The 18,271-nt window shown below is 72.3% G+C and carries 14 protein-coding genes; 10 read left to right on the top strand and 4 right to left on the bottom strand.

Annotated features, from left to right (window positions below; genetic code table 11):
- Positions 1-21: 21 nt before the first annotated feature.
- The 5 genes from ACSHXN_RS12545 (at position 22) to ACSHXN_RS12525 (ending at position 6,790) form a co-directional block, all read left to right on the top strand.
- Positions 22-315, top strand: coding sequence for a DUF503 domain-containing protein (locus ACSHXN_RS12545; protein WP_059133441.1), 294 nt, complete (start codon positions 22-24; stop codon positions 313-315).
- Positions 316-353: 38 nt separating this feature from the next.
- Positions 354-806, top strand: coding sequence for a 30S ribosome-binding factor RbfA (gene rbfA, locus ACSHXN_RS12540; protein WP_355141911.1), 453 nt, complete (start codon positions 354-356; stop codon positions 804-806).
- Positions 803-1,708 carry a tRNA pseudouridine(55) synthase TruB gene (gene truB, locus ACSHXN_RS12535; RefSeq protein WP_355141909.1) on the top strand — a complete coding sequence of 302 codons (906 nt, stop codon included), beginning with the start codon at positions 803-805 and terminating at the stop codon, positions 1,706-1,708. Before rbfA ends, truB begins: the two co-directional genes overlap by 4 nt.
- Positions 1,709-1,932: 224 nt before the next feature.
- On the top strand, positions 1,933-5,700 hold the full coding sequence (locus ACSHXN_RS12530) for a trypsin-like peptidase domain-containing protein (RefSeq protein WP_438303110.1): 3,768 nt from the start codon (positions 1,933-1,935) through the stop codon (positions 5,698-5,700).
- A gap of 136 nt (positions 5,701-5,836) precedes the next feature.
- The gene (locus ACSHXN_RS12525; RefSeq protein ID WP_355141905.1) at positions 5,837-6,790 is read left to right on the top strand and encodes a bifunctional riboflavin kinase/FAD synthetase; all 954 of its coding nucleotides are present in this window, start codon (positions 5,837-5,839) and stop codon (positions 6,788-6,790) included.
- A gap of 137 nt (positions 6,791-6,927) precedes the next feature.
- Here ACSHXN_RS12525 and ACSHXN_RS12520 read toward each other — a convergent pair whose 3' ends face one another.
- Both ACSHXN_RS12520 and ACSHXN_RS12515 read right to left on the bottom strand, forming a co-directional pair.
- Positions 6,928-9,840, bottom strand: coding sequence for an SCO5717 family growth-regulating ATPase (locus ACSHXN_RS12520; protein WP_438303108.1), 2,913 nt, complete (start codon positions 9,838-9,840; stop codon positions 6,928-6,930).
- 1,296 nt (positions 9,841-11,136) lie between these two features.
- Complete coding sequence (locus ACSHXN_RS12515) at positions 11,137-11,433, bottom strand: DUF397 domain-containing protein (protein WP_355142144.1); 297 nt, start codon at positions 11,431-11,433, stop codon at positions 11,137-11,139.
- Between the two features lie 290 nt (positions 11,434-11,723).
- Here ACSHXN_RS12515 and rpsO point away from each other — a divergent pair, with 290 nt between their 5' ends.
- From rpsO to ACSHXN_RS12490, 5 genes are all read left to right on the top strand, one after another.
- Positions 11,724-12,011, top strand: coding sequence for a 30S ribosomal protein S15 (gene rpsO, locus ACSHXN_RS12510; protein WP_059126890.1), 288 nt, complete (start codon positions 11,724-11,726; stop codon positions 12,009-12,011).
- 323 nt (positions 12,012-12,334) lie between these two features.
- Positions 12,335-14,554, top strand: coding sequence for a polyribonucleotide nucleotidyltransferase (locus ACSHXN_RS12505; protein ID WP_355806054.1), 2,220 nt, complete (start codon positions 12,335-12,337; stop codon positions 14,552-14,554).
- Complete coding sequence (locus ACSHXN_RS12500) at positions 14,551-15,930, top strand: M16 family metallopeptidase (RefSeq protein ID WP_355806057.1); 1,380 nt, start codon at positions 14,551-14,553, stop codon at positions 15,928-15,930. Before ACSHXN_RS12505 ends, ACSHXN_RS12500 begins: the two co-directional genes overlap by 4 nt.
- 52 nt (positions 15,931-15,982) lie before the next feature.
- A complete protein-coding gene (gene dapB / locus ACSHXN_RS12495) occupies positions 15,983-16,735 on the top strand; it encodes a 4-hydroxy-tetrahydrodipicolinate reductase (RefSeq protein WP_355142150.1) in 753 nt (250 codons plus the stop codon).
- A gap of 12 nt (positions 16,736-16,747) precedes the next feature.
- Positions 16,748-17,200 (top strand): tetratricopeptide repeat protein, encoded by a 453-nt coding sequence (locus tag ACSHXN_RS12490; protein WP_356114822.1) that lies wholly within the window; start codon positions 16,748-16,750, stop codon positions 17,198-17,200.
- Between the two features lie 114 nt (positions 17,201-17,314).
- Here ACSHXN_RS12490 and ACSHXN_RS12485 read toward each other — a convergent pair whose 3' ends face one another.
- Together ACSHXN_RS12485 and ACSHXN_RS12480 are read right to left on the bottom strand one after the other, a co-directional pair.
- Complete coding sequence (locus tag ACSHXN_RS12485; protein WP_355142153.1) at positions 17,315-17,869, bottom strand: hypothetical protein; 555 nt, start codon at positions 17,867-17,869, stop codon at positions 17,315-17,317.
- Between the two features lie 115 nt (positions 17,870-17,984).
- Entirely contained in the window at positions 17,985-18,221 is a 237-nt protein-coding gene (locus ACSHXN_RS12480) for a hypothetical protein (RefSeq protein WP_355142155.1), read from the bottom strand.
- Positions 18,222-18,271 lie beyond the last annotated feature (50 nt).

Raw genomic sequence — 18,271 nt, 5'->3', positions numbered from 1 at the left:
CGGCGGGTCATCCGGACGCACATGTACGTGGGGACTCTGTCCTTCGACCTCCTCCTCGGCGACGTACGGTCGCTGAAGGAGAAACGCTCCGTCGTCCGTCCGATCGTCGCCGAGCTCCAGCGGAAGTTCGTGGTGAGCGCGGCCGAGGTGGACCATATGAACCTTCATCGGCGGGCACTCATCGGGCTCGCGGTGGTCTCCGGCGACGCGGGGCATCTGACCGACGTGCTGGACCGGTGCGAGCGGCTGGTCGCCGGGCGCCCCGAGGTGGAGTTGCTGTCCGTGAGACGGCGTATCCACGGCGACGACGACTGAACCGAGAACAAAGACAGGAAAGAACGGGAGACGGACCAGTGGCCGACAACGCGCGGGCGAAGAGGCTGGCGGACCTCATCCGAGAGGTGGTGGCCCAGAAGCTGCAGCGTGGGATCAAGGACCCGCGGCTCGGCACGCACGTCACCATCACGGACACCCGGGTGACGGGCGATCTGCGGGAGGCGACCGTCTTCTACACGGTGTACGGGGACGAGGAGGAGCGGCAGGCGGCCGCCGCCGGTCTGGAGAGCGCCAAGGGCATCCTGCGCTCCGAGGTCGGACGGGCCGCGGGCGTGAAGTTCACGCCGACCCTCAGCTTCGTCGCGGACGCCCTCCCGGACACCGCGAAGAACATCGAGGACCTGCTCGACAAGGCGCGGGCCTCCGACGCCAAGGTGCGCGAGACGGCGACGGGCGCCGCGTACGCCGGTGAAGCCGACCCGTACCGGAAGCCCGGCGCCGACGACGAGACGGACGACACCGCCGAATGACCCAGCAGCACAACACGCCCGACGGCCTTGTCATCGTCGACAAGCCGTCGGGCTTCACTTCGCACGACGTCGTCGCCAAGATGCGCGGCATCGCCAGGACACGGCGTGTCGGCCACGCCGGGACCCTCGACCCGATGGCGACCGGAGTGCTCGTCCTCGGTGTGGAGAAGGCCACCAAGCTCCTCGGCCATCTCGCCCTGACCGAGAAGGAGTACCTGGGGACGGTCCGGCTCGGCCAGAACACCGTCACGGACGACGCCGAGGGGGAGATCACCTCCTCCACCGACGCCTCCGCGATCACCCGCGACGCCGTCGAGGCCGGGATCGCCAAGCTGACCGGCGACATCATGCAGGTGCCGTCCAAGGTCAGCGCCATCAAGATCGACGGAGTGCGCTCCTACAAGCGGGCGCGTGAGGGCGAGGACTTCGACATCCCGGCGCGGCCGGTCACCGTCTCCTCCTTCTCGCTGTACGACGTCCGGGAGGCCGTCGCCGAGGACGGCACCCCGGTGCTCGACCTGGTGGTCTCCGTCGTCTGCTCGTCCGGCACCTACATCCGGGCCCTCGCCCGCGATCTGGGCGCCGACCTCGGGGTCGGCGGCCATCTCACGGCGCTGCGGCGCACCCGCGTCGGTCCCTACAAGCTGGACGCCGCCCGCACCCTGGAACAGCTCCAGCAGGAGCTGACCGTGATGCCGATCGCCGAGGCGGCCGCGGCCGCGTTCCCGCGCTGGGACGTGGACGCCCACCGCACCCGGCTGCTCAGGAACGGGGTGCGCCTGGAGATGCCCGACGAGTACGCGGGCGCCGGTCCCGTGGCGGTCTTCGACCCCGAGGGTGTGTTCGTCGCGCTGGTGGAGGAGTTCAAGGGCAAGGCGAAGAGCCTGGCCGTCTTCGGCTGAACCCCGCCCGTGGAGCGGCGAACACGGGGTTCGGGCCGCCGCTCCACGGTCCCCCTCGGTTCCCCCTCACAGAGGTGTATCCATCCCTCTGCGGTCATTCACCCCATCGAGCAGGCGCTCGGAGTGAACCGAGGGTGCGGAAGGGGGCGCGTTCGCCGTCCGCTCTGTCCCGCTGATCATCGTCGGCCTACCGTCGGATCCAGGTACGGCGGGGAGGTTCGGGGATGGCGGGGCGAGGCTCTCTGACAGTGGACGGCGGACGGGACGAGCCGGGCGCGGGGCCCGGGCTCGTGCGCCTGTATGACCGGGCGGGACGCCCGCGCGGCACCGGGTTCGCCGTCGACCACGACGGCACGGTCGTCACCGGTCACGAGGCCGTCGACGGCGTCGACGGGCTGCTGCTCCAGGGTCCGGACGAACGGGTCTGCGTGGTCGGCGCCGAGGCGGTGACGCCGTTGCCCCACGCCGGACTCGCCCTCGTCCGCACCGAGGGGCTCGGTCTCGCTCCGCTTCCCGTCACGGCGCGGGACCGTATCGAGGCGGGTACGTACGTCCGGATCGCCGCAGGCGGCTGGCGCGAGGCACGCGTCCTCGGTACGACGCCCGTCACCTACCGCGCGCAGGACCGGCCCCATCACCTCGATGCCGCGCTGGAGTTGGCGATCGGCACCGCCGGTACCGAGGCGTTGCGCACGGCCGGCGGTGCCGCCGGCGGCCCGGTGCTCGACGCCAGGACCGGCGCCGTGCTGGCCGTGCTCGGCACCGCACTGCACACGGAACACCGCACGACAGGGTTCGCGGTCCCCCTGCGCGGGCTCGGACAGCGGCTGGAGGCCGTGCTGGCCCGCAACGCGGAGACCGTGGCCGCCTACGGGCCGGACCTGAACCTGGCGGGCGTCCTCGCCCTCACCGGAGCGGCGACCCCGGCGACGACGGGTCCGTACGATGCGCACTTCGGCCCCGAGCCCGTCCGACGGGCCGCCGCCCTCAGGGAGTTCGCGGCCTTCGAGAAGGGCTCGGCGGCCGTCCTCGGACTGGTCGGGCCGCCAGGCAGCGGTCGTACGACGGAACTCGCCTCTCTCGCCGCACGGCGCACATGCGGACCCCGACCGGCCCCCGTGCTGTGGCTGCGCGGGGTGGACCTCGAGGGCCCGGACACCTCTCTGGCCGACGCGGCGAGACGGGCGCTCGAGCGGGCGTACCGGATCATGGAGGCGCCCGGGGCCGGGACCGTCCACGGGGCCGACGCCCGCGCGGGCCGGCCGTGCGACCTCGGCCCCGAGAGCCTGGCCCGGGTCGCGCGGAACGCCGGACGTCCGCTGCTGCTGCTCCTGGACGACCCCGAGTGGATGCCGCTCGCCCTCGCCCCTCGGCTCCCCGAGTGGACGGCGGCCACGGCCGCCTGGCTGCGCGAGACCGGATCACGGCTCGTGGTGGCCTGCCGCGAGGAGTACTGGGAGTCGGCGGGCGCACAGTTCCCGGGGGAGATGCTGCACCGGAGGTGCGCTCCGGCGCCCGAGCCGCCCGAGAACCTCCCGGCCCTCCTTCCCGCTTGCACACCGACGCGAACCGGGGAGGGCCCGAGCGTCGCGCCACGGTCCCCGGCCCCTCTGCCACCCTGCGCCCGGCTCGCCACCCTCACCCCCGAGGAGGCCCACCGGGCCCGCGCGCGCCACGGCATCCCCGACGGTCTGCTCGACGACACGGCCGCCCGGCACCCCCTCACGCTGCGCCTCTTCGCGGAGGTGCGCGCGGCCCTTCCCGGGCCCGTCGACGGCCCCGGTGGCAGCACCGCACGCCGAGCCCGTATCAACCGGGACGATGTCCTCTCCGCGCATCTGGACCTGATGTGCCTGCGTATCGCGCGACGGCTCGCCGCCTGGAACGGGCTGCGCGGCACCGCCGTGCGCCGTCTCGCGGCCAAGGTCTCGGGACAGGTCCACGAGGCCGCCCGCCACTGCCTCGGCCCCGGGCAGGGCGCACTGGACCATGCGACCTTCCAGGCCGTCTTTCCCGGTGGGCCCGCGCCGGCGCCGTGGCTCGGCCGCATCGAGGGCTGGCACTGCGCCGTCCTCGCCGAACGGCTGTTCGTGCCCGTGCCCGGCGGATACCGCTTCGCCCGCGAGGACCTCGCCGACCGGCTCCAGGGCATGCACCTCGACCTGGACACCGCCCTGCACACCCTGGTGCACGCCCGGGTGCGGGGCGCGGTGGAGCGTCCGGTGTCGGCCCTGGCGGCATCGGCGGCCGTCCGCCGCCGCGACCGTGCCGTACTGCGCACCGTCCCCTCCCGCACCCTGCCGGTTCCACGCCATCGCATCGGCCCGGTCGTCCAGGCCCTGCTCCTGCTGCCCGGCCACAAGGGACACGCCGAGCTCGCCCTGCGGCTCGAGGAACTGGTGCACTCTCTGGACACCCTGCCGCCGTCCCGCCAGGACCCGCAGCACGACGCCGTCTGGTGGGCCACCCACCTGATCACCGGGACCGTGCTGCGGCTGGCCGACGCGACGCCGTATCTGCACGCGCTGCGCCTCCTCGCCGAGCACGTGGTTCGCCGCCGGGCCCGGGGACTGGGCGTGCCGGGCGAGCTCGGCCCGTGGTTCTGGGAGGCGCTCCCGGTGTCCGGTGCGGAACGGCTCGACCTGCTCAGAAGGCTGGTCGCGGCGGACGAGGCGCCCCGTACGGCCGGCGGGATCGGCCCGGAACACGACGCGGGTCCTGTCCCCGCTTCACCGGGCGTCCCCCGGTACCTGGACGCCGTGGCACGGCTTCTCGCCGCCGACGCCGTCGCCGTGCAACGCGAGCTCACCCGCTGGTTCGACGACGAGCGCCCGCTGCCCGCCACTCCGCATGCGACGGTGGCCACCGCCGCACAGGCACTGCTGTACACGCATCGGCACCGGGAGCTCGACCACCTGACCGAGGCGCTGCTGGACAGCGCGCACCGGCGCGGCGAAGAACTGCTCGCCGTGCTCGCCGAGGAGGAACCGTCCGCGGTGTGTCGGGCCGTGGACCGCTGGGCGCACGACGAACGGCCCGCGCGACGGACGGCGGCCGTGGCCCACGGGCTGCGCGCCGCCCCGCACGTCCGCATCGAGGCGGATCGGGAACTGCTGCGCCATGCGGCCCTCGCCATGCTCGCCCGCCCCGCCGACTGCACCGCGCACGGCGGCGCCCTCGCCCTCCTCGTCCACGATCCGCTGACCCGTGACCGCTATCTCCCCCAGGCCCTGACGCGGTTCGCCGCCGGGGATCCGCAGCTGCCCGTCGGCGCCCTGGTCCCCGCGCTCGCCACCCATCCGGAACCGGTGCTCGACGCGTTCCGCCCGCGGCTGCGCCAGTGCGGACCCGACGCGGACGACACCCTGAGCACGCTCGTGGACGCCGCGACGCCCGCCCTGGCCCGGCGGGTCGCCCGTCTTCTGCGCGACCTCATGGTGCTCCACCCGGAGCCGAATGTCCCTTCCCACGACGCCGGACCGCCGACGGGCCTCGGGGAGCAGATCGCCGTCCATGTGGGCAGATACCTGGAGCACGGGCGCGCCCACCGCGCCGTGCTGCTGCCGCTGGTCACCGGACTGCTCGACGGTGGACCGGCGGAGCTGCGCGCGGCGCTCGCCGCCGCGCTGGCCGCCCCCGGCAGCGCGGAGTCGCGCCCGCTGCGGTGGGAACTGCTGGATCTGCTGCTCGCCCAGGAGCGGGACCCCATGGTCCTCGAGCGCCTGCTGCGTGCCGCCGCCGACGGTCTGCACCGGGGCGGTGAGGAGCACGCCCGCCATGTGATCCACCGGGTCGGCCTGCTGCTGGCGCGCACCGGTGAGGGCGCCGCACATTTCGACCGCGGACTGTTCGACCTCGCCCGGCACGTACCCGGATTCGCCCGGCTCCTGGCCCGCTGGCTGACCGAGGCGCCGGGGGAATGGGCCGTCCTGGTCGGCCCGAGCGCCCGCCGGATGATCGAGAACCTGGGCGGCCTGCGGATCCCGGCCTGACCCGGCAGACCCGCGGCGCCCGACGTGCCGCCCGTCACAGCACCCATGCCGATGCGGGCCGGGACCATCCGGCATGGCACCCTTAGACCTGCGTACGAGGCAGACACGGACATGGGTTCGACGAGGAGCGGTCACAGTGCAGCGCTGGCGTGGCTTGGAGGACATCCCCCAGGACTGGGGGCGCAGCGTCGTCACCATCGGGTCCTACGACGGAGTCCACCGCGGACACCAGCTGATCATCAGGCATGCCGTGGATCGTGCCCGTGAGCTGGGCGTCCCCTCGGTGGTCGTGACCTTCGACCCGCACCCGAGCGAGGTCGTGCGCCCCGGCAGCCACCCTCCGCTGCTCGCCCCGCACCACCGTCGCGCCGAGCTGATGGCGGAGCTGGGAGTCGACGCGGTCCTCATCCTGCCCTTCACCACCGAGTTCTCACGGCTCTCGCCCGCCGACTTCGTGGTCAAGGTCCTGGTGGACAAGCTGCACGCCAAGGCCGTGGTCGAGGGCCCGAACTTCCGCTTCGGCCACAAGGCCGCCGGAAACGTGCAGTTCCTGGCCGAGCAGGGCAAGACCTACGACTTCGACGTCGAGGTCGTCGACCTCTATGTGAGCGGAGACGCGGGCGGCGGCGAGCCCTTCTCCTCCACGCTGACCCGGCGGCTGATCGCCGACGGCGACGTCGAGGGGGCGCGCGAGATCCTCGGCCGTCCGCACCGGGTCGAGGGCGTGGTGGTGCGCGGCGCCCAGCGGGGCCGCGAGCTCGGCTTCCCGACCGCCAACGTGGAGACGCTCCCGCACACCGCGATCCCCGCCGACGGCGTGTACGCAGGCTGGCTGCACGTCCAGGGCGAGGCCATGCCGGCGGCGATCTCCGTCGGTACGAACCCTCAGTTCGACGGCACCGAGCGGACCGTCGAGGCCTATGCCATCGACCGGGTGGGCCTCGAACTGTACGGGCTGCATGTCGCCGTCGACTTCCTGGCGTTCGTCCGCGGCCAGGCCCGGTTCGAGTCGCTGGACGCGCTGCTGGAGCAGATGGCGCAGGACGTGAAGCGCTGTCGCGACCTGATCGCGGCGGACGGCACCGACTGAGCCCGGGGCCGCCGGGTCCGAGTTCCCCGGCTGTCCCTCGTGGAGAAGAGCACGTACAAGAGCGGGGCGGCCCGCGCCTGATGGCGCGGGCCGCCCCGCTCTTGTCGCCGTGGGCCGCGTCGCCGGGGCCGTTCCGACTACTGCTCGGGCGGCGCAGGCGGTGTCTGCCCCGGCTGCGGCGGATAGGGCTGCTGGGGCGGGTAGGGCTGGTGGGCCGGAGGATGCGGCTGCTCCGGCTGCGGTGATGCCGGGGGCGATCCGCTCGGCTGGTGCGGCGGACCCTGCTGGGCGCCGGGCTGCGGGTACGGAGGCTGTGCGTAGCCGTGGGGCGCCTGCGGCGGCATCGGGGCATGGCCGGGCGCGGACTGCCCCGGGACCTGCTGGCCCGGGATGTACGGCCGGCCCGGGACCTGCTGCCCGGGCATGGGCTGCCCCGGGACCTGCTGGGCGGGGATCTGGGCGGGGTACTGGCCGGGCATCGGCGGCGCCGCGACCGGGGGCGGGTTGCCGTCCGACGTCCACAGGCCGTGCGACTGCTGGTGGCGTGCGATGTCCTCGGCGACCATCGCGGCGAGCGTGAAGTACGCCTCCCGCACCTTCGGCCGCATCATGTCCAGGTCGACCTCGGCACCCGCCGCCAGGTGCTCGTCGAACGGCACGACGACGACGCCGCGGCAGCGCGTCTCGAAGTGCGCGACGATGTCCTCCACCTTGATCATCTTGCCGGTCTCGCGGACTCCGGAGATGACGGTGATCGACCGCGCGACCAGGTCCGCGTATCCGTGGGCCGACAGCCAGTCCAGCGTGGTGCTGGCGCTGCTCGCGCCGTCGACCGAGGGCGTCGAGATGATGATGAGCTGGTCGGCGAGGTCCAGGACCCCGCGCATCGCGCTGTACAGCAGACCCGTCCCGGAGTCGGTCAGGATGATCGGGTACTGCTTGCCGAGCACGTCGATCGCGCGCCGGTAGTCCTCGTCGTTGAACGTCGTGGAGACGGCGGGGTCGACGTCGTTGGCGATGATCTCCAGACCGGAGGGCGCCTGCGAGGTGAACCGCCGGATGTCCATGTAGGAGTTCAGGTACGGGATCGCCTGGACCAGGTCGCGGATGGTGGCCCCGGTCTCGCGGCGCACCCGGCGCCCGAGGGTGCCCGCGTCCGGGTTGGCGTCGATCGCCAGGATCTTGTCCCGCCGCTCGGTGGCGAGCGTGGAGCCCAGCGCCGTGGTCGTGGTGGTCTTGCCGACACCGCCCTTGAGGCTGATGACGGCGATCCGGTAGCACGACAGGACCGGCGTGCGGATCAGTTCGAGCTTGCGCTGCCGCTCGGCCTCCTCCTTCTTGCCGCCGAGCTTGAACCGGCCACCGCCGCCCGCCGGACGGCTGCTCTTCGCCTTCTGCCTCTTGTTGTTGAGCAGCCGGTCGGAGGACAGCTCCACCGCGGCGGTGTAACCGAGCGGTGCCACACCGGGGTTGGTCGGCTGCCGCTGGTCGTGCTGGACGGGCTGCGGCCAGGCGGCACCGACGCGCGGGTCCACCGCGGGCTGCGGCTGCGCGGGCGGCTGCGGGAAGCCGTAACCGCCGGGCTGCGCAGCCGAGTTCGGGTCGGACTGCGGGGGGAAGCCATAGCCGGGCTGAGCGGCCGGGGGCTGGGGGGCCGGCTGGTTCGGCACGGAGGCGTTCGGGTACGGGGCCGCGGCCGGGGGCTGTGCCTGCGGGGCCTGGGCGTCGGGTGCCTGTGCCTGCGGGGCCTGGGGGTTCGACCGGGGGAAGCCGTAGCCGCTCTGCGGTGGTACGGGGACGCCCGGCTGCGGGAAACCGTAGCCGGCCTGCGGGTGCGGGGCGTCGGCCGCCGGGGGAGTGGGGACGCCGGGCTGCGGGAAGCCGTAGCCGGCCTGCGGGCCGGGGACGGGCGCCCCGGGCTGGGCCTGCTGCCAGGCGGCGGGCGCGGGCTGCGGTGGCTGCGGCTGGGACGGCTGCTGCTGAGGCGGGACGGTCGGCTGTGCGGGTGCCTGACCCTGTGCGGCGGGCGCCGGCTGGGGCGTGGGGGGCCACTGAGCCGCCGGGCCGGGCGCGGCCGGCTGGTAGGCGGGCGGCAAGGGCGGGACCGAGTTCTGCGGTGCCGGCGGCGGTGTCCAGCCCTGCGGCGACTGCGCGTTCCCGGCGGCGTCCGGCCGGACGCCCTGCGCCGTCCCGCCCTCGGCGGGGGCGGCCGGTGCCGTCCCGGCCCCGTCGGCGTCGCTCCGGCCCTGGGCGTCCGCGGAGTCGCTGTCGCCGACGGTGACCGTCGTGTCGGGGGTCTGGGGTGCGGTCTCCGACGCCGGTTCCGTCGCCGGTACTTCAGGGGACGCGGAATCGCCGGACGGCTCGGCCGTGTTCTCGTCCGTCCCGTCCGGGCCGGATCCGGAGTCGCCCGCGTCCTCGGCGACGGAAGCCTGCTGAGCGGCGGCACCGGCGGCACCGGCGGCACCGGTGTCGGCGGTCTCCGCGTCGTCGCCCGAGGCCTGGGCGCCGGTGCGCGGCGAGGGCGCGGACAGCTCGAAGTCTCCGGCGTCGCGGGCGTCTTCACCGTCCTGTGACGTGTCGTCCGGGCCCGCCGCGTCGTTCCCGGCCGCGTGGTTCGCGGCGGACGCCTGCTCGAACTCGTGCTTGAGCGCGGCCGCGGAGAATCGCATCGTGGCGGCGTTCTGCGCGTCCCCGGCCGGGGACGGGGCCGCCGGCGCATCGACCGGTGGCGTCCACACGGGGAAACCCTCGTCGGACCCGGCGTTCGGCACCTCGGCCGGCGCCGTGGACGCGGGCCCCGCGGGTGCGCCCCCGTCAGCGGGGGGAACCGGAGGCGCGGGCGGAACGGCAGCAGCGGGAACCGAAGGCTCCGCGGCCGGCTGCGACGACGGGTCCGCCGACCCGCCCGACGCGTTCTGCGTGTACCAGGCGGGCGCCGCGTAGTCGATGGTGAACTCGCCCGTCATGTCGAGGGCGGACTCGGCGTCGGACTGGTCATCGTCGGGTGAAGCCCAGCCCCCGCGGATCCCGTTCCGATCGCTGCTCACAGTTCCTCCTGGTGTGGTCGAGCACCCTCATGCCGTGCTGGGGCGACCGCTCTTGTTGTACATAGTCGTCCGACGTCGTCCGATTCCGCCCGGCACGTCCCCCGGGCGTCGACGGCCTCACTGGTTCCGGTGCGGCGCCCACTCCCAGCCTAATCACCACGAGCGTTCCCGGGGCAGGCCCGCCCGTGGCTCGGCGCGCGGCCGAGTTGTCACACCGTGCTCGCAAGTGACGCACGGGCAGGTGAGGACCGTTCACAAAGCGAACGCCGCGGACAGGCAAACCGGACCGAAGCGGGGGGCGAACCGGTCACAACCAGCTTATGGCGGACCGCTGTTGTTCACGACCTGCCGTGGACGGCCGTCACGCGGTCCATCCTCCGTGGTGTACCCAACAATCCGGTCTCGGAGTCCGTCGGCCGGGTGACTTCGACCGGGGCTTTGCTCCCGGCCCGCAGCGGTGCGTAGTTGCTGACGACGACGGACCGCTGCGGCCCGTGGCGCGCGGGGGAGGGCGGTGTGCGGCACGACCAGGGAGCGGACTTCGGCACGATCCCGTCCCACCCGCCCGGCTTCGGTTGTGGCGCGCACGAGACGCGCGGGCAGCGACTGCCGGGGCCGCTCGGCCCGCAACGCCGAGGCGTCGGCCTCGATGTGCACAACGGCGGCCAGGGAGGTCCCGTCCTGGCCCCGCCCACCCGCGGGACGCGTCCGCCCTGCGCGCACGGCTGACGGGGCGGACGTCGTCCTCCGTATGAGCGTCAAGTGCTGCCGCACGGCCGGATCGGCGCCTCCTCTCCATCCCGTTCGCGGTCCGCGGCTCGCGTGCCGCGCGGATGCCGCCACGCCGCTGTTGCGGCGATCGCCGAACCGGTGGGTCCCGGGTCCGCGCTCATCTCACCGCAGGGGTGCCGGCGCGAGGCCTTCCAGGGCTCGACGACAGCCCTCGACTTCCGCGGTGTCCGACCCGCGGCGGTCCTTGGACGGCCACCGCCATCACTCTGGTTCACCCCCGGCGTGGTGTCCGCCCGTTCCGGGGGCGCCTCCTGAAGATCGTTTCCGGGAGCGTGTATCGGCGATCGCCGAACGTGGCCCTGCTGACGCCGGCGCCGTCGCCCCCTGCGGTGTTCGGCGTATGCACGGTGCCCCGGTCCACGCCGGGGAACCGATGGGCGATTTCCGTGTCCACGGTGCCGGCCGGGCCTCCGGTCGGCGGGCGGACTCCTCGGGCGACCGCCGGAGCCGGGTCCGCGGCCGGTCCCCGGCCGCGGACCCGGAGGGCGCCGTACCGCACCGGGCTCACTCGGAGGCGACGCCCTCGGTCCGCGACCCCTCGGCGAGATCGAACTCCCCGTCCCGGGCCCCCAGCACAAAGGCCCGCCACTCCGCCTCCGTGTACCGCAGTACCGTGTCGGGGTCGAGCGAGGACCGCATGGCCACCGCTCCGCCGGGAAGGTAGGCGATCTCGACCCGCTCCTCGTGCGCCTCCGTGCCCGGTGCGCTCTGCCACTCGACGTCCGAGATGTCGAGGGCGTACAGCTCGTCCCGCTCCCGGTCCTTGCGCGCCTTGACGTCCTCGTCCGACTCTTCCGCCATGGCGAAGCGACCCCTTCCCGACGTGCGGATGATCCGGGGCTCACCCTAGTGGCCACCCACCGGCCCGCGGGCTGTTCACGGGACCGCGGTCAAGGGCGTCGTCGTCGGCTGGTACGCTGTGTGACGGCCGTTCGTGTACGCGCCCACTGACCCTGCCCAGGACCCCTCGCGGGTCTCCAGGGATCCGGAGGACGCGCTCAGCGGATCCCCGCCGCCCGAGTCACAGAAGCTCCCCTGAGATGCAGACCAGGGGCACTCGGCGGCACTCATGAAGACTACGAGGAGTACGCGTGTCGCTCGACGCCGCAACGAAGAAGCAGATTGCCGCCGAATTCGGTACCAAGGAGGGTGACACCGGCTCCCCCGAGGTCCAGGTCGCGCTGCTGTCCCGCCGCATCTCCGACCTGACCGAGCACCTCAAGACCCACAAGCACGACCACCACTCCCGCCGTGGTCTGCTGATCCTGGTCGGTCAGCGTCGCCGCCTGCTGCAGTACCTGGCCAAGAAGGACATCCAGCGCTTCCGTGTGCTGGTCGACCGCCTCGGCATCCGCCGCGGTGCGGCGGGCGCCAGGTAAGACGCCGTGAAGGGGGCGGTTCCCGTACGAAGGGGGCCGCTCCCTTTGCTGTACATGCGGACTGTCACCCACGCTTTGTAGTGTGGTAGCACAACGCCATATGTACGAAGCAGTGCGAGGAACGCCCGGACGGACCGGGCACCGCCCCGCACACCGAACGAGGGGAAGCGCACCTCGCCGCCGCCGGTCCTCGGTAGTGGCCCCCGGGGGAAGGAAACCCGGGTGCTTCGATCGAAGACCGGCCCGCACCAGAAGGAGCGCTTCTCCGCCACCGTCCCCCTGTCACACGGGCAGCCCGGGACGAAGACGAGGAGAAAACGCTAGTGGAGAACGAGACCCACTACGCCGAGGCCGTCATCGACAACGGCTCCTTCGGCACCCGCACGATCCGCTTCGAGACGGGCCGCCTGGCCAAGCAGGCCGCCGGCTCCGCCGTCGCGTACCTGGACGACGACACCATGGTGCTGTCGGCCACCACCGCGTCCAAGAACCCCAAGGACCAGCTCGACTTCTTCCCCCTGACGGTGGACGTCGAGGAGCGGATGTACGCGGCCGGGAAGATCCCCGGTTCCTTCTTCCGCCGTGAGGGCCGTCCGTCCGAGGACGCCATCCTCACCTGCCGACTGATCGACCGCCCGCTGCGCCCCTCCTTCAAGAAGGGCCTGCGCAACGAGATCCAGGTCGTCGCCACGATCATGGCGCTCAACCCCGACCACCTGTACGACGTCGTGGCGATCAACGCCGCGTCCGCCTCCACGCAGCTGGCCGGTCTGCCCTTCTCCGGTCCGATCGGCGGCGTCCGCGTCGCGCTGATCAACGGCCAGTGGGTCGCCTTCCCGACGCACACCGAGCTCGAGGACGCCGTCTTCGACATGGTGGTCGCCGGCCGCGCCCTGGAGGACGGCGACGTCGCGATCATGATGGTCGAGGCCGAGGCCACCGACAAGACCATCCAGCTGGTCGCGGGTGGTGCCGAGGCGCCGACCGAGGAGGTCGTCGCCGCCGGTCTCGAGGCCGCGAAGCCCTTCATCAAGGTGCTGTGCAAGGCGCAGTCGGACCTCGCCGCCAAGGCCGCCAAGCCGACCGCCGAGTTCCCGATCTTCCTCGACTACGAGAACGACGTCTTCGAGGCGCTGACCGCCGCCGTCCGCCCCGAGCTGGCCCAGGCGCTCACCATCGCCGGCAAGCAGGAGCGCGAGTCCGAGCTGGACCGCGTCAAGCAGCTCGCCGCCGAGAAGCTCCTGCCGGAGTTCGAGGGCCGCGAGAAGGAGATCTCCGCCGCGTACCGTTCGCTGACCAAGGCCCTGGTCCGTGAGCGTGTCATCAAGGAGAAGAAGCGCATCGACGGCCGTGGCGTGACGGACATCCGCACCCTCGCCGCCGAGGTCGAGGCCATCCCGCGGGTGCACGGTTCGGCCCTGTTCGAGCGTGGCGAGACCCAGATCCTGGGCGTCACCACCCTCAACATGCTGCGCATGGAGCAGCAGCTGGACACCCTCTCGCCGGTGACCCGCAAGCGCTACATGCACAACTACAACTTCCCGCCGTACTCCACCGGTGAGACCGGTCGCGTGGGCTCCCCGAAGCGCCGCGAGATCGGCCACGGCGCCCTCGCCGAGCGCGCCCTGGTCCCGGTGCTGCCCGCGCGCGAGGATTTCCCCTACGCGATCCGCCAGGTCTCCGAGGCCCTCGGTTCCAACGGCTCGACGTCCATGGGCTCGGTCTGCGCCTCCACCATGTCGCTGCTGAACGCGGGTGTGCCGCTGAAGGCCCCGGTCGCCGGTATCGCCATGGGTCTGATCTCCCAGGAGATCGACGGCGAGACGCACTACGTGACGCTGACCGACATTCTCGGTGCCGAGGACGCCTTCGGCGACATGGACTTCAAGGTGGCCGGCACCAAGGAGTTCGTGACCGCACTCCAGCTCGACACCAAGCTGGACGGCATCCCGGCCTCCGTCCTGGCCGCGGCCCTGAAGCAGGCCCGTGACGCCCGTCTCCACATCCTCGACGTGATGATGGAGGCCATCGACCGGCCCGACGAGATGTCCCCGAACGCCCCGCGGATCATCACCGTCAAGATCCCGGTCGACAAGATCGGTGAGGTCATCGGCCCCAAGGGCAAGATGATCAACCAGATCCAGGAGGACACCGGCGCCGAGATCACGATCGAGGACGACGGCACGATCTACATCGGTGCCGCCGACGGCCCCTCCGCCGAGGCCGCCCGCGCCACGATCAACGGCATCGCCAACCCGACCATGCCGGAGGTCGGCGAGCGCTACCTGGGCACGGTCGTGAAGACGACCACCTTCGGTGCGTTCGTCTCCCTGCTCCCGGGCAAGGACGGCCTGCTCCACATCTCGCAGATCCGCAAGCTCGCGGGTGGCAAGCGCGTGGAGAACGTCGAGGACGTCCTCGGCGTGGGCCACAAGGTCCAGGTCGAGATCGCCGAGATCGACTCCCGCGGCAAGCTCTCCCTCATCCCGGTGATCGAGGGCGAAGGCGAGGCCGACGAGGCGAAGGACGACACCGACAAGTGACGTCCCGTGGCTTCAAGGTGACGGCCCGCTCCTCCTCGGAGGCGCGGGCCGTTGCCCGTACCCAAACTCTGATCAAGGGTGTGAACGGCATCGGTACCGTCCGCAAGACCACTCTCCCTGGTGGTCTGCGTGTCGTCACCGAGACGCTGCCCTCGGTGCGCTCCGCCACCTTCGGCATCTGGGCGCACGTCGGTTCGCGCGACGAGACGCCGTCCCTGAACGGCGCCACGCACTACCTGGAACACCTGCTCTTCAAGGGCACGCAGCGCAGGAGTGCCCTCGACATCTCCTCGGCGATCGACGCGGTCGGCGGTGAGATGAACGCGTTCACGGCGAAGGAGTACACGTGCTACTACGCACGCGTGCTCGACACCGATCTGCCGCTCGCCATCGACGTCGTGTGCGACATGCTCACCGGCTCTCGGATCCTCGAAGAGGACGTCAACATCGAGCGGGGCGCGATCCTCGAGGAGATCGCGATGACCGAGGACGACCCCGGCGACTGTGTGCACGACCTGTTCGCGCACACGATGTTCGGCGACAACGCGCTCGGCCGACCGGTCCTCGGCACGGTGGACACCGTCAACGCCCTGACCGCCGACCGCATCCGCCGCTTCTACAAGAAGCACTACGACCCCACGCACCTCGTCGTCGCCTGCGCCGGCAACATCGACCACAACAAGGTCGTCCGTCAGGTGCGTGCCGCCTTCGAGAAGGCCGGCGCCCTCACGGGCACGGACGCCGTACCGCTCGCCCCGCGCGACGGCCGCCGCGCCATCCGTACGACCGGCCGTGTCGAGCTGCTGGGCCGCAAGACCGAACAGGCGCACATCGTTCTCGGCATGCCCGGGCTGGCCCGCACCGACGACCGCCGCTGGGCTCTCGGCGTGCTGAACACCGCTCTGGGCGGCGGTATGTCCTCGCGGCTGTTCCAGGAGGTCCGGGAGAAGCGCGGCCTCGCCTACAGCGTCTACTCGTACACCTCGGGTTTCGCCGACTGCGGCCTGTTCGGCGTGTACGCGGGCTGCCGGCCGAGCCAGGTGCACGACGTGCTGAAGATCTGCCGCGACGAGCTGGACCACGTCGCCGAGCAGGGCCTGTCCGACGACGAGATCGAGCGCGCCATCGGCCAGCTGCGGGGTTCCACGGTCCTCGGGCTCGAGGACACGGGCGCGCTGATGAACCGTATCGGCAAGAGCGAGCTGTGCTGGGGCGACCAGATGTCGGTGGACGACATGCTGGCCCGGATAGCCGCGGTCACCCCGGACGACGTCCGGTCGGTGGCCCGGGAGATCCTGGGGCAGCGGCCCTCGCTGTCGGTCATCGGTCCGCTCAAGGACAAGCAGGCGTCGCGCCTGCACGAAGCGGTCGCGTAGCTTCTCGACGCATCCGACCGTCCTCGACACGTTCGACCAAGGAATCAGGAACATGAGCAAGCTGCGCGTGGCGGTCCTCGGTGCCAGGGGCCGGATCGGTTCGGAGGCGGTACGGGCCGTCGAAGCCGCCGAGGACATGGAACTCGTCGCCGCCCTCGGCAGCGGCGACAAGCTGGAGAGCCTCGTCGTCGCCGGCGCCCAGGTCGCGGTGGAGCTGACCACCCCGGCCTCGGTGATGGGCAACCTCGACTTCTGCGTACGGCACGGCATCCACGGAGTGGTCGGCACCACCGGCTGGACCGACGAGCGCCTCGCACAGCTGAAGGGCTGGCTCGCCCAGTCCCCGGAGACGGGGGTCCTCATCGCCCCGAACTTCTCCATCGGCGCGGTGCTGACCATGAAGTTCGCCGAGGTGGCCGCCCCGTACTTCGAGTCCGTCGAGGTGGTCGAGCTGCACCACCCGAACAAGGTGGACGCCCCGAGCGGCACCGCCACGCGCACCGCCCAGCTCATCGCCGCCGCACGCCGGAAGGCGGGCAGCCTCTCGCAGCCCGACGCCACGGTGACGGCTCTGGACGGCGCGCGGGGAGCCGACGTCGAGGGTGTCCCGGTGCACGCGGTCCGGCTGCGCGGACTGCTCGCCCATCAGGAGGTGCTGCTCGGCGGCGAGGGCGAGACCCTCACCATCCGCCATGACTCGCTGCACCACAGCAGCTTCATGCCGGGCATCCTGCTCGGCGTCCGCCGCGTCGTGACCGCTCCGGGCCTGACCTTCGGCCTGGAGCACTTCCTCGACCTGAAGTAGAAGCAGCCGTCCATGCGCGCGAAGATCACCTATACCGTCACGGCCGCCGTCCTGGTCGTCTACTTCGTCCTGGTCGGCAGCCGCGGTCTGCTCCTGATCCAGAACGGCACCCCGGTCACCGTCGCCTTCGGTGTGGCGGTGCTGATCCTGCCGGTCATCGGGGTCTGGTTCCTGTGGAAGAACACGCAGTTCGTACACAAGGCCAACCGGCTCGCCGCCCAGCTGGACGCCGAGGGAGGTCTGCCGGTCGACGAGCTGAGGCGCACGCCGAGCGGGCGGATCGACCGTGACTCGGCCGACGAGGTCTTCGCCAGGCGAAAGGCGGAGACGGAGGCGGCCCCCGACGACTGGCGCAGCTGGTTCCGGCTGGCGGTCGCCTATCACGACGCCCGTGACACCCCCCGCGCCCGCAAGGCGATGCAGCGGGCGATCTCCTTGCACGAAGGCAGAACGGTCGGGACCTGACCTCAGGCCCCTGACGCGCCCTTCGGGGGCCTGCGCGGGGCAGAGGACTCCCGACCTGCACGACGGAGGGGCCGGTCTCGCGCTGTGCGAGACCGGCCCCTCCGTCGTCGTGTGTCAGCCTTCGCGATACTCGCCGGCCCAGGCCTCCACCGTGTCCGCCGCGCGGTCGAACGCCTGGGAACGCGCCAGGAAGTCCGCGCCGTGCGTGGTCATCAGCGGCAGGTCCTCGGACGCGCGGCCCTTGGGCGAGAGGACCAGCGCCTGTCCCTGCACCGTGCGCGGCAGTCCGAGCCAGCGCACCGGCTGCTGCACCGTCCGTACGGAGCCGATCTGCTCCCAGGCGACGGTGCGGGTGCGGAAGAAGGCCACCCGGCGCAGTCCGCGGGCACTCACCCATACGCCGACCCGCAGCAGTCGCAGGGCCGCGGCGATGATGAGCACCCCGATCACGAGCGCCGTACCGGCGCTCGACGGCGTGCCGGTGAGCCCGATGACGACACCCGCGAAGAGCACGTACGAGGCGAGCAGCAGCAGAAGAGCGGCCGCGCCCACCCGCCACGGGCCGGGACGGTAGGGGCGTCGCCAGCGGTCACGGTCGTCGTAGGGCAGCGGAAGATCGTCCGCCGCTTGATCGTAAGTACGGTCGGCCGTCAGAAAGGGCAGGGGCACGGCTGATCCTCGCTCGGTCCATGGGGCTGTGCCCGGTGAGGCTATCGAGCCGGCTGCCCTCCCACCACCCTCGGGGTTCCGAGGAGGGCGCCTCCGCGCCGGCCGGGCGAGGGGGTCAGCGCCCGTCGGACGCCTCGGAGTGCTGCGTGGGCGCGGGCGACTGCTGCTGCAGGGCGGGCATGCCTATCACCAGGGCGCCCACCAGACCCGCGACGATGGTGAGCCCCATCAGCCAGCGCCCGGCCATCTGCCCGCGCGTGGCGCGCTGGCGGGGCGGGGGAGCGATGTTGCTCCGGAAGGAGTCGGCTTCGGCGAGGAAGGCGAAGGGTACGGACTCGCGCCGACGGAACATGGGGGCGCTTCTCCTTTTCGGGCTCGAAGAGGTCCTGGGGCCGGGGTGGG

The sequence above is a fragment of the Streptomyces sp. HUAS TT11 genome, from assembly GCF_051553595.1.
Classification (GTDB): Bacteria; Actinomycetota; Actinomycetes; order Streptomycetales; family Streptomycetaceae; genus Streptomyces.
This window is presented reverse-complemented; position numbering and strand designations above follow the sequence as displayed.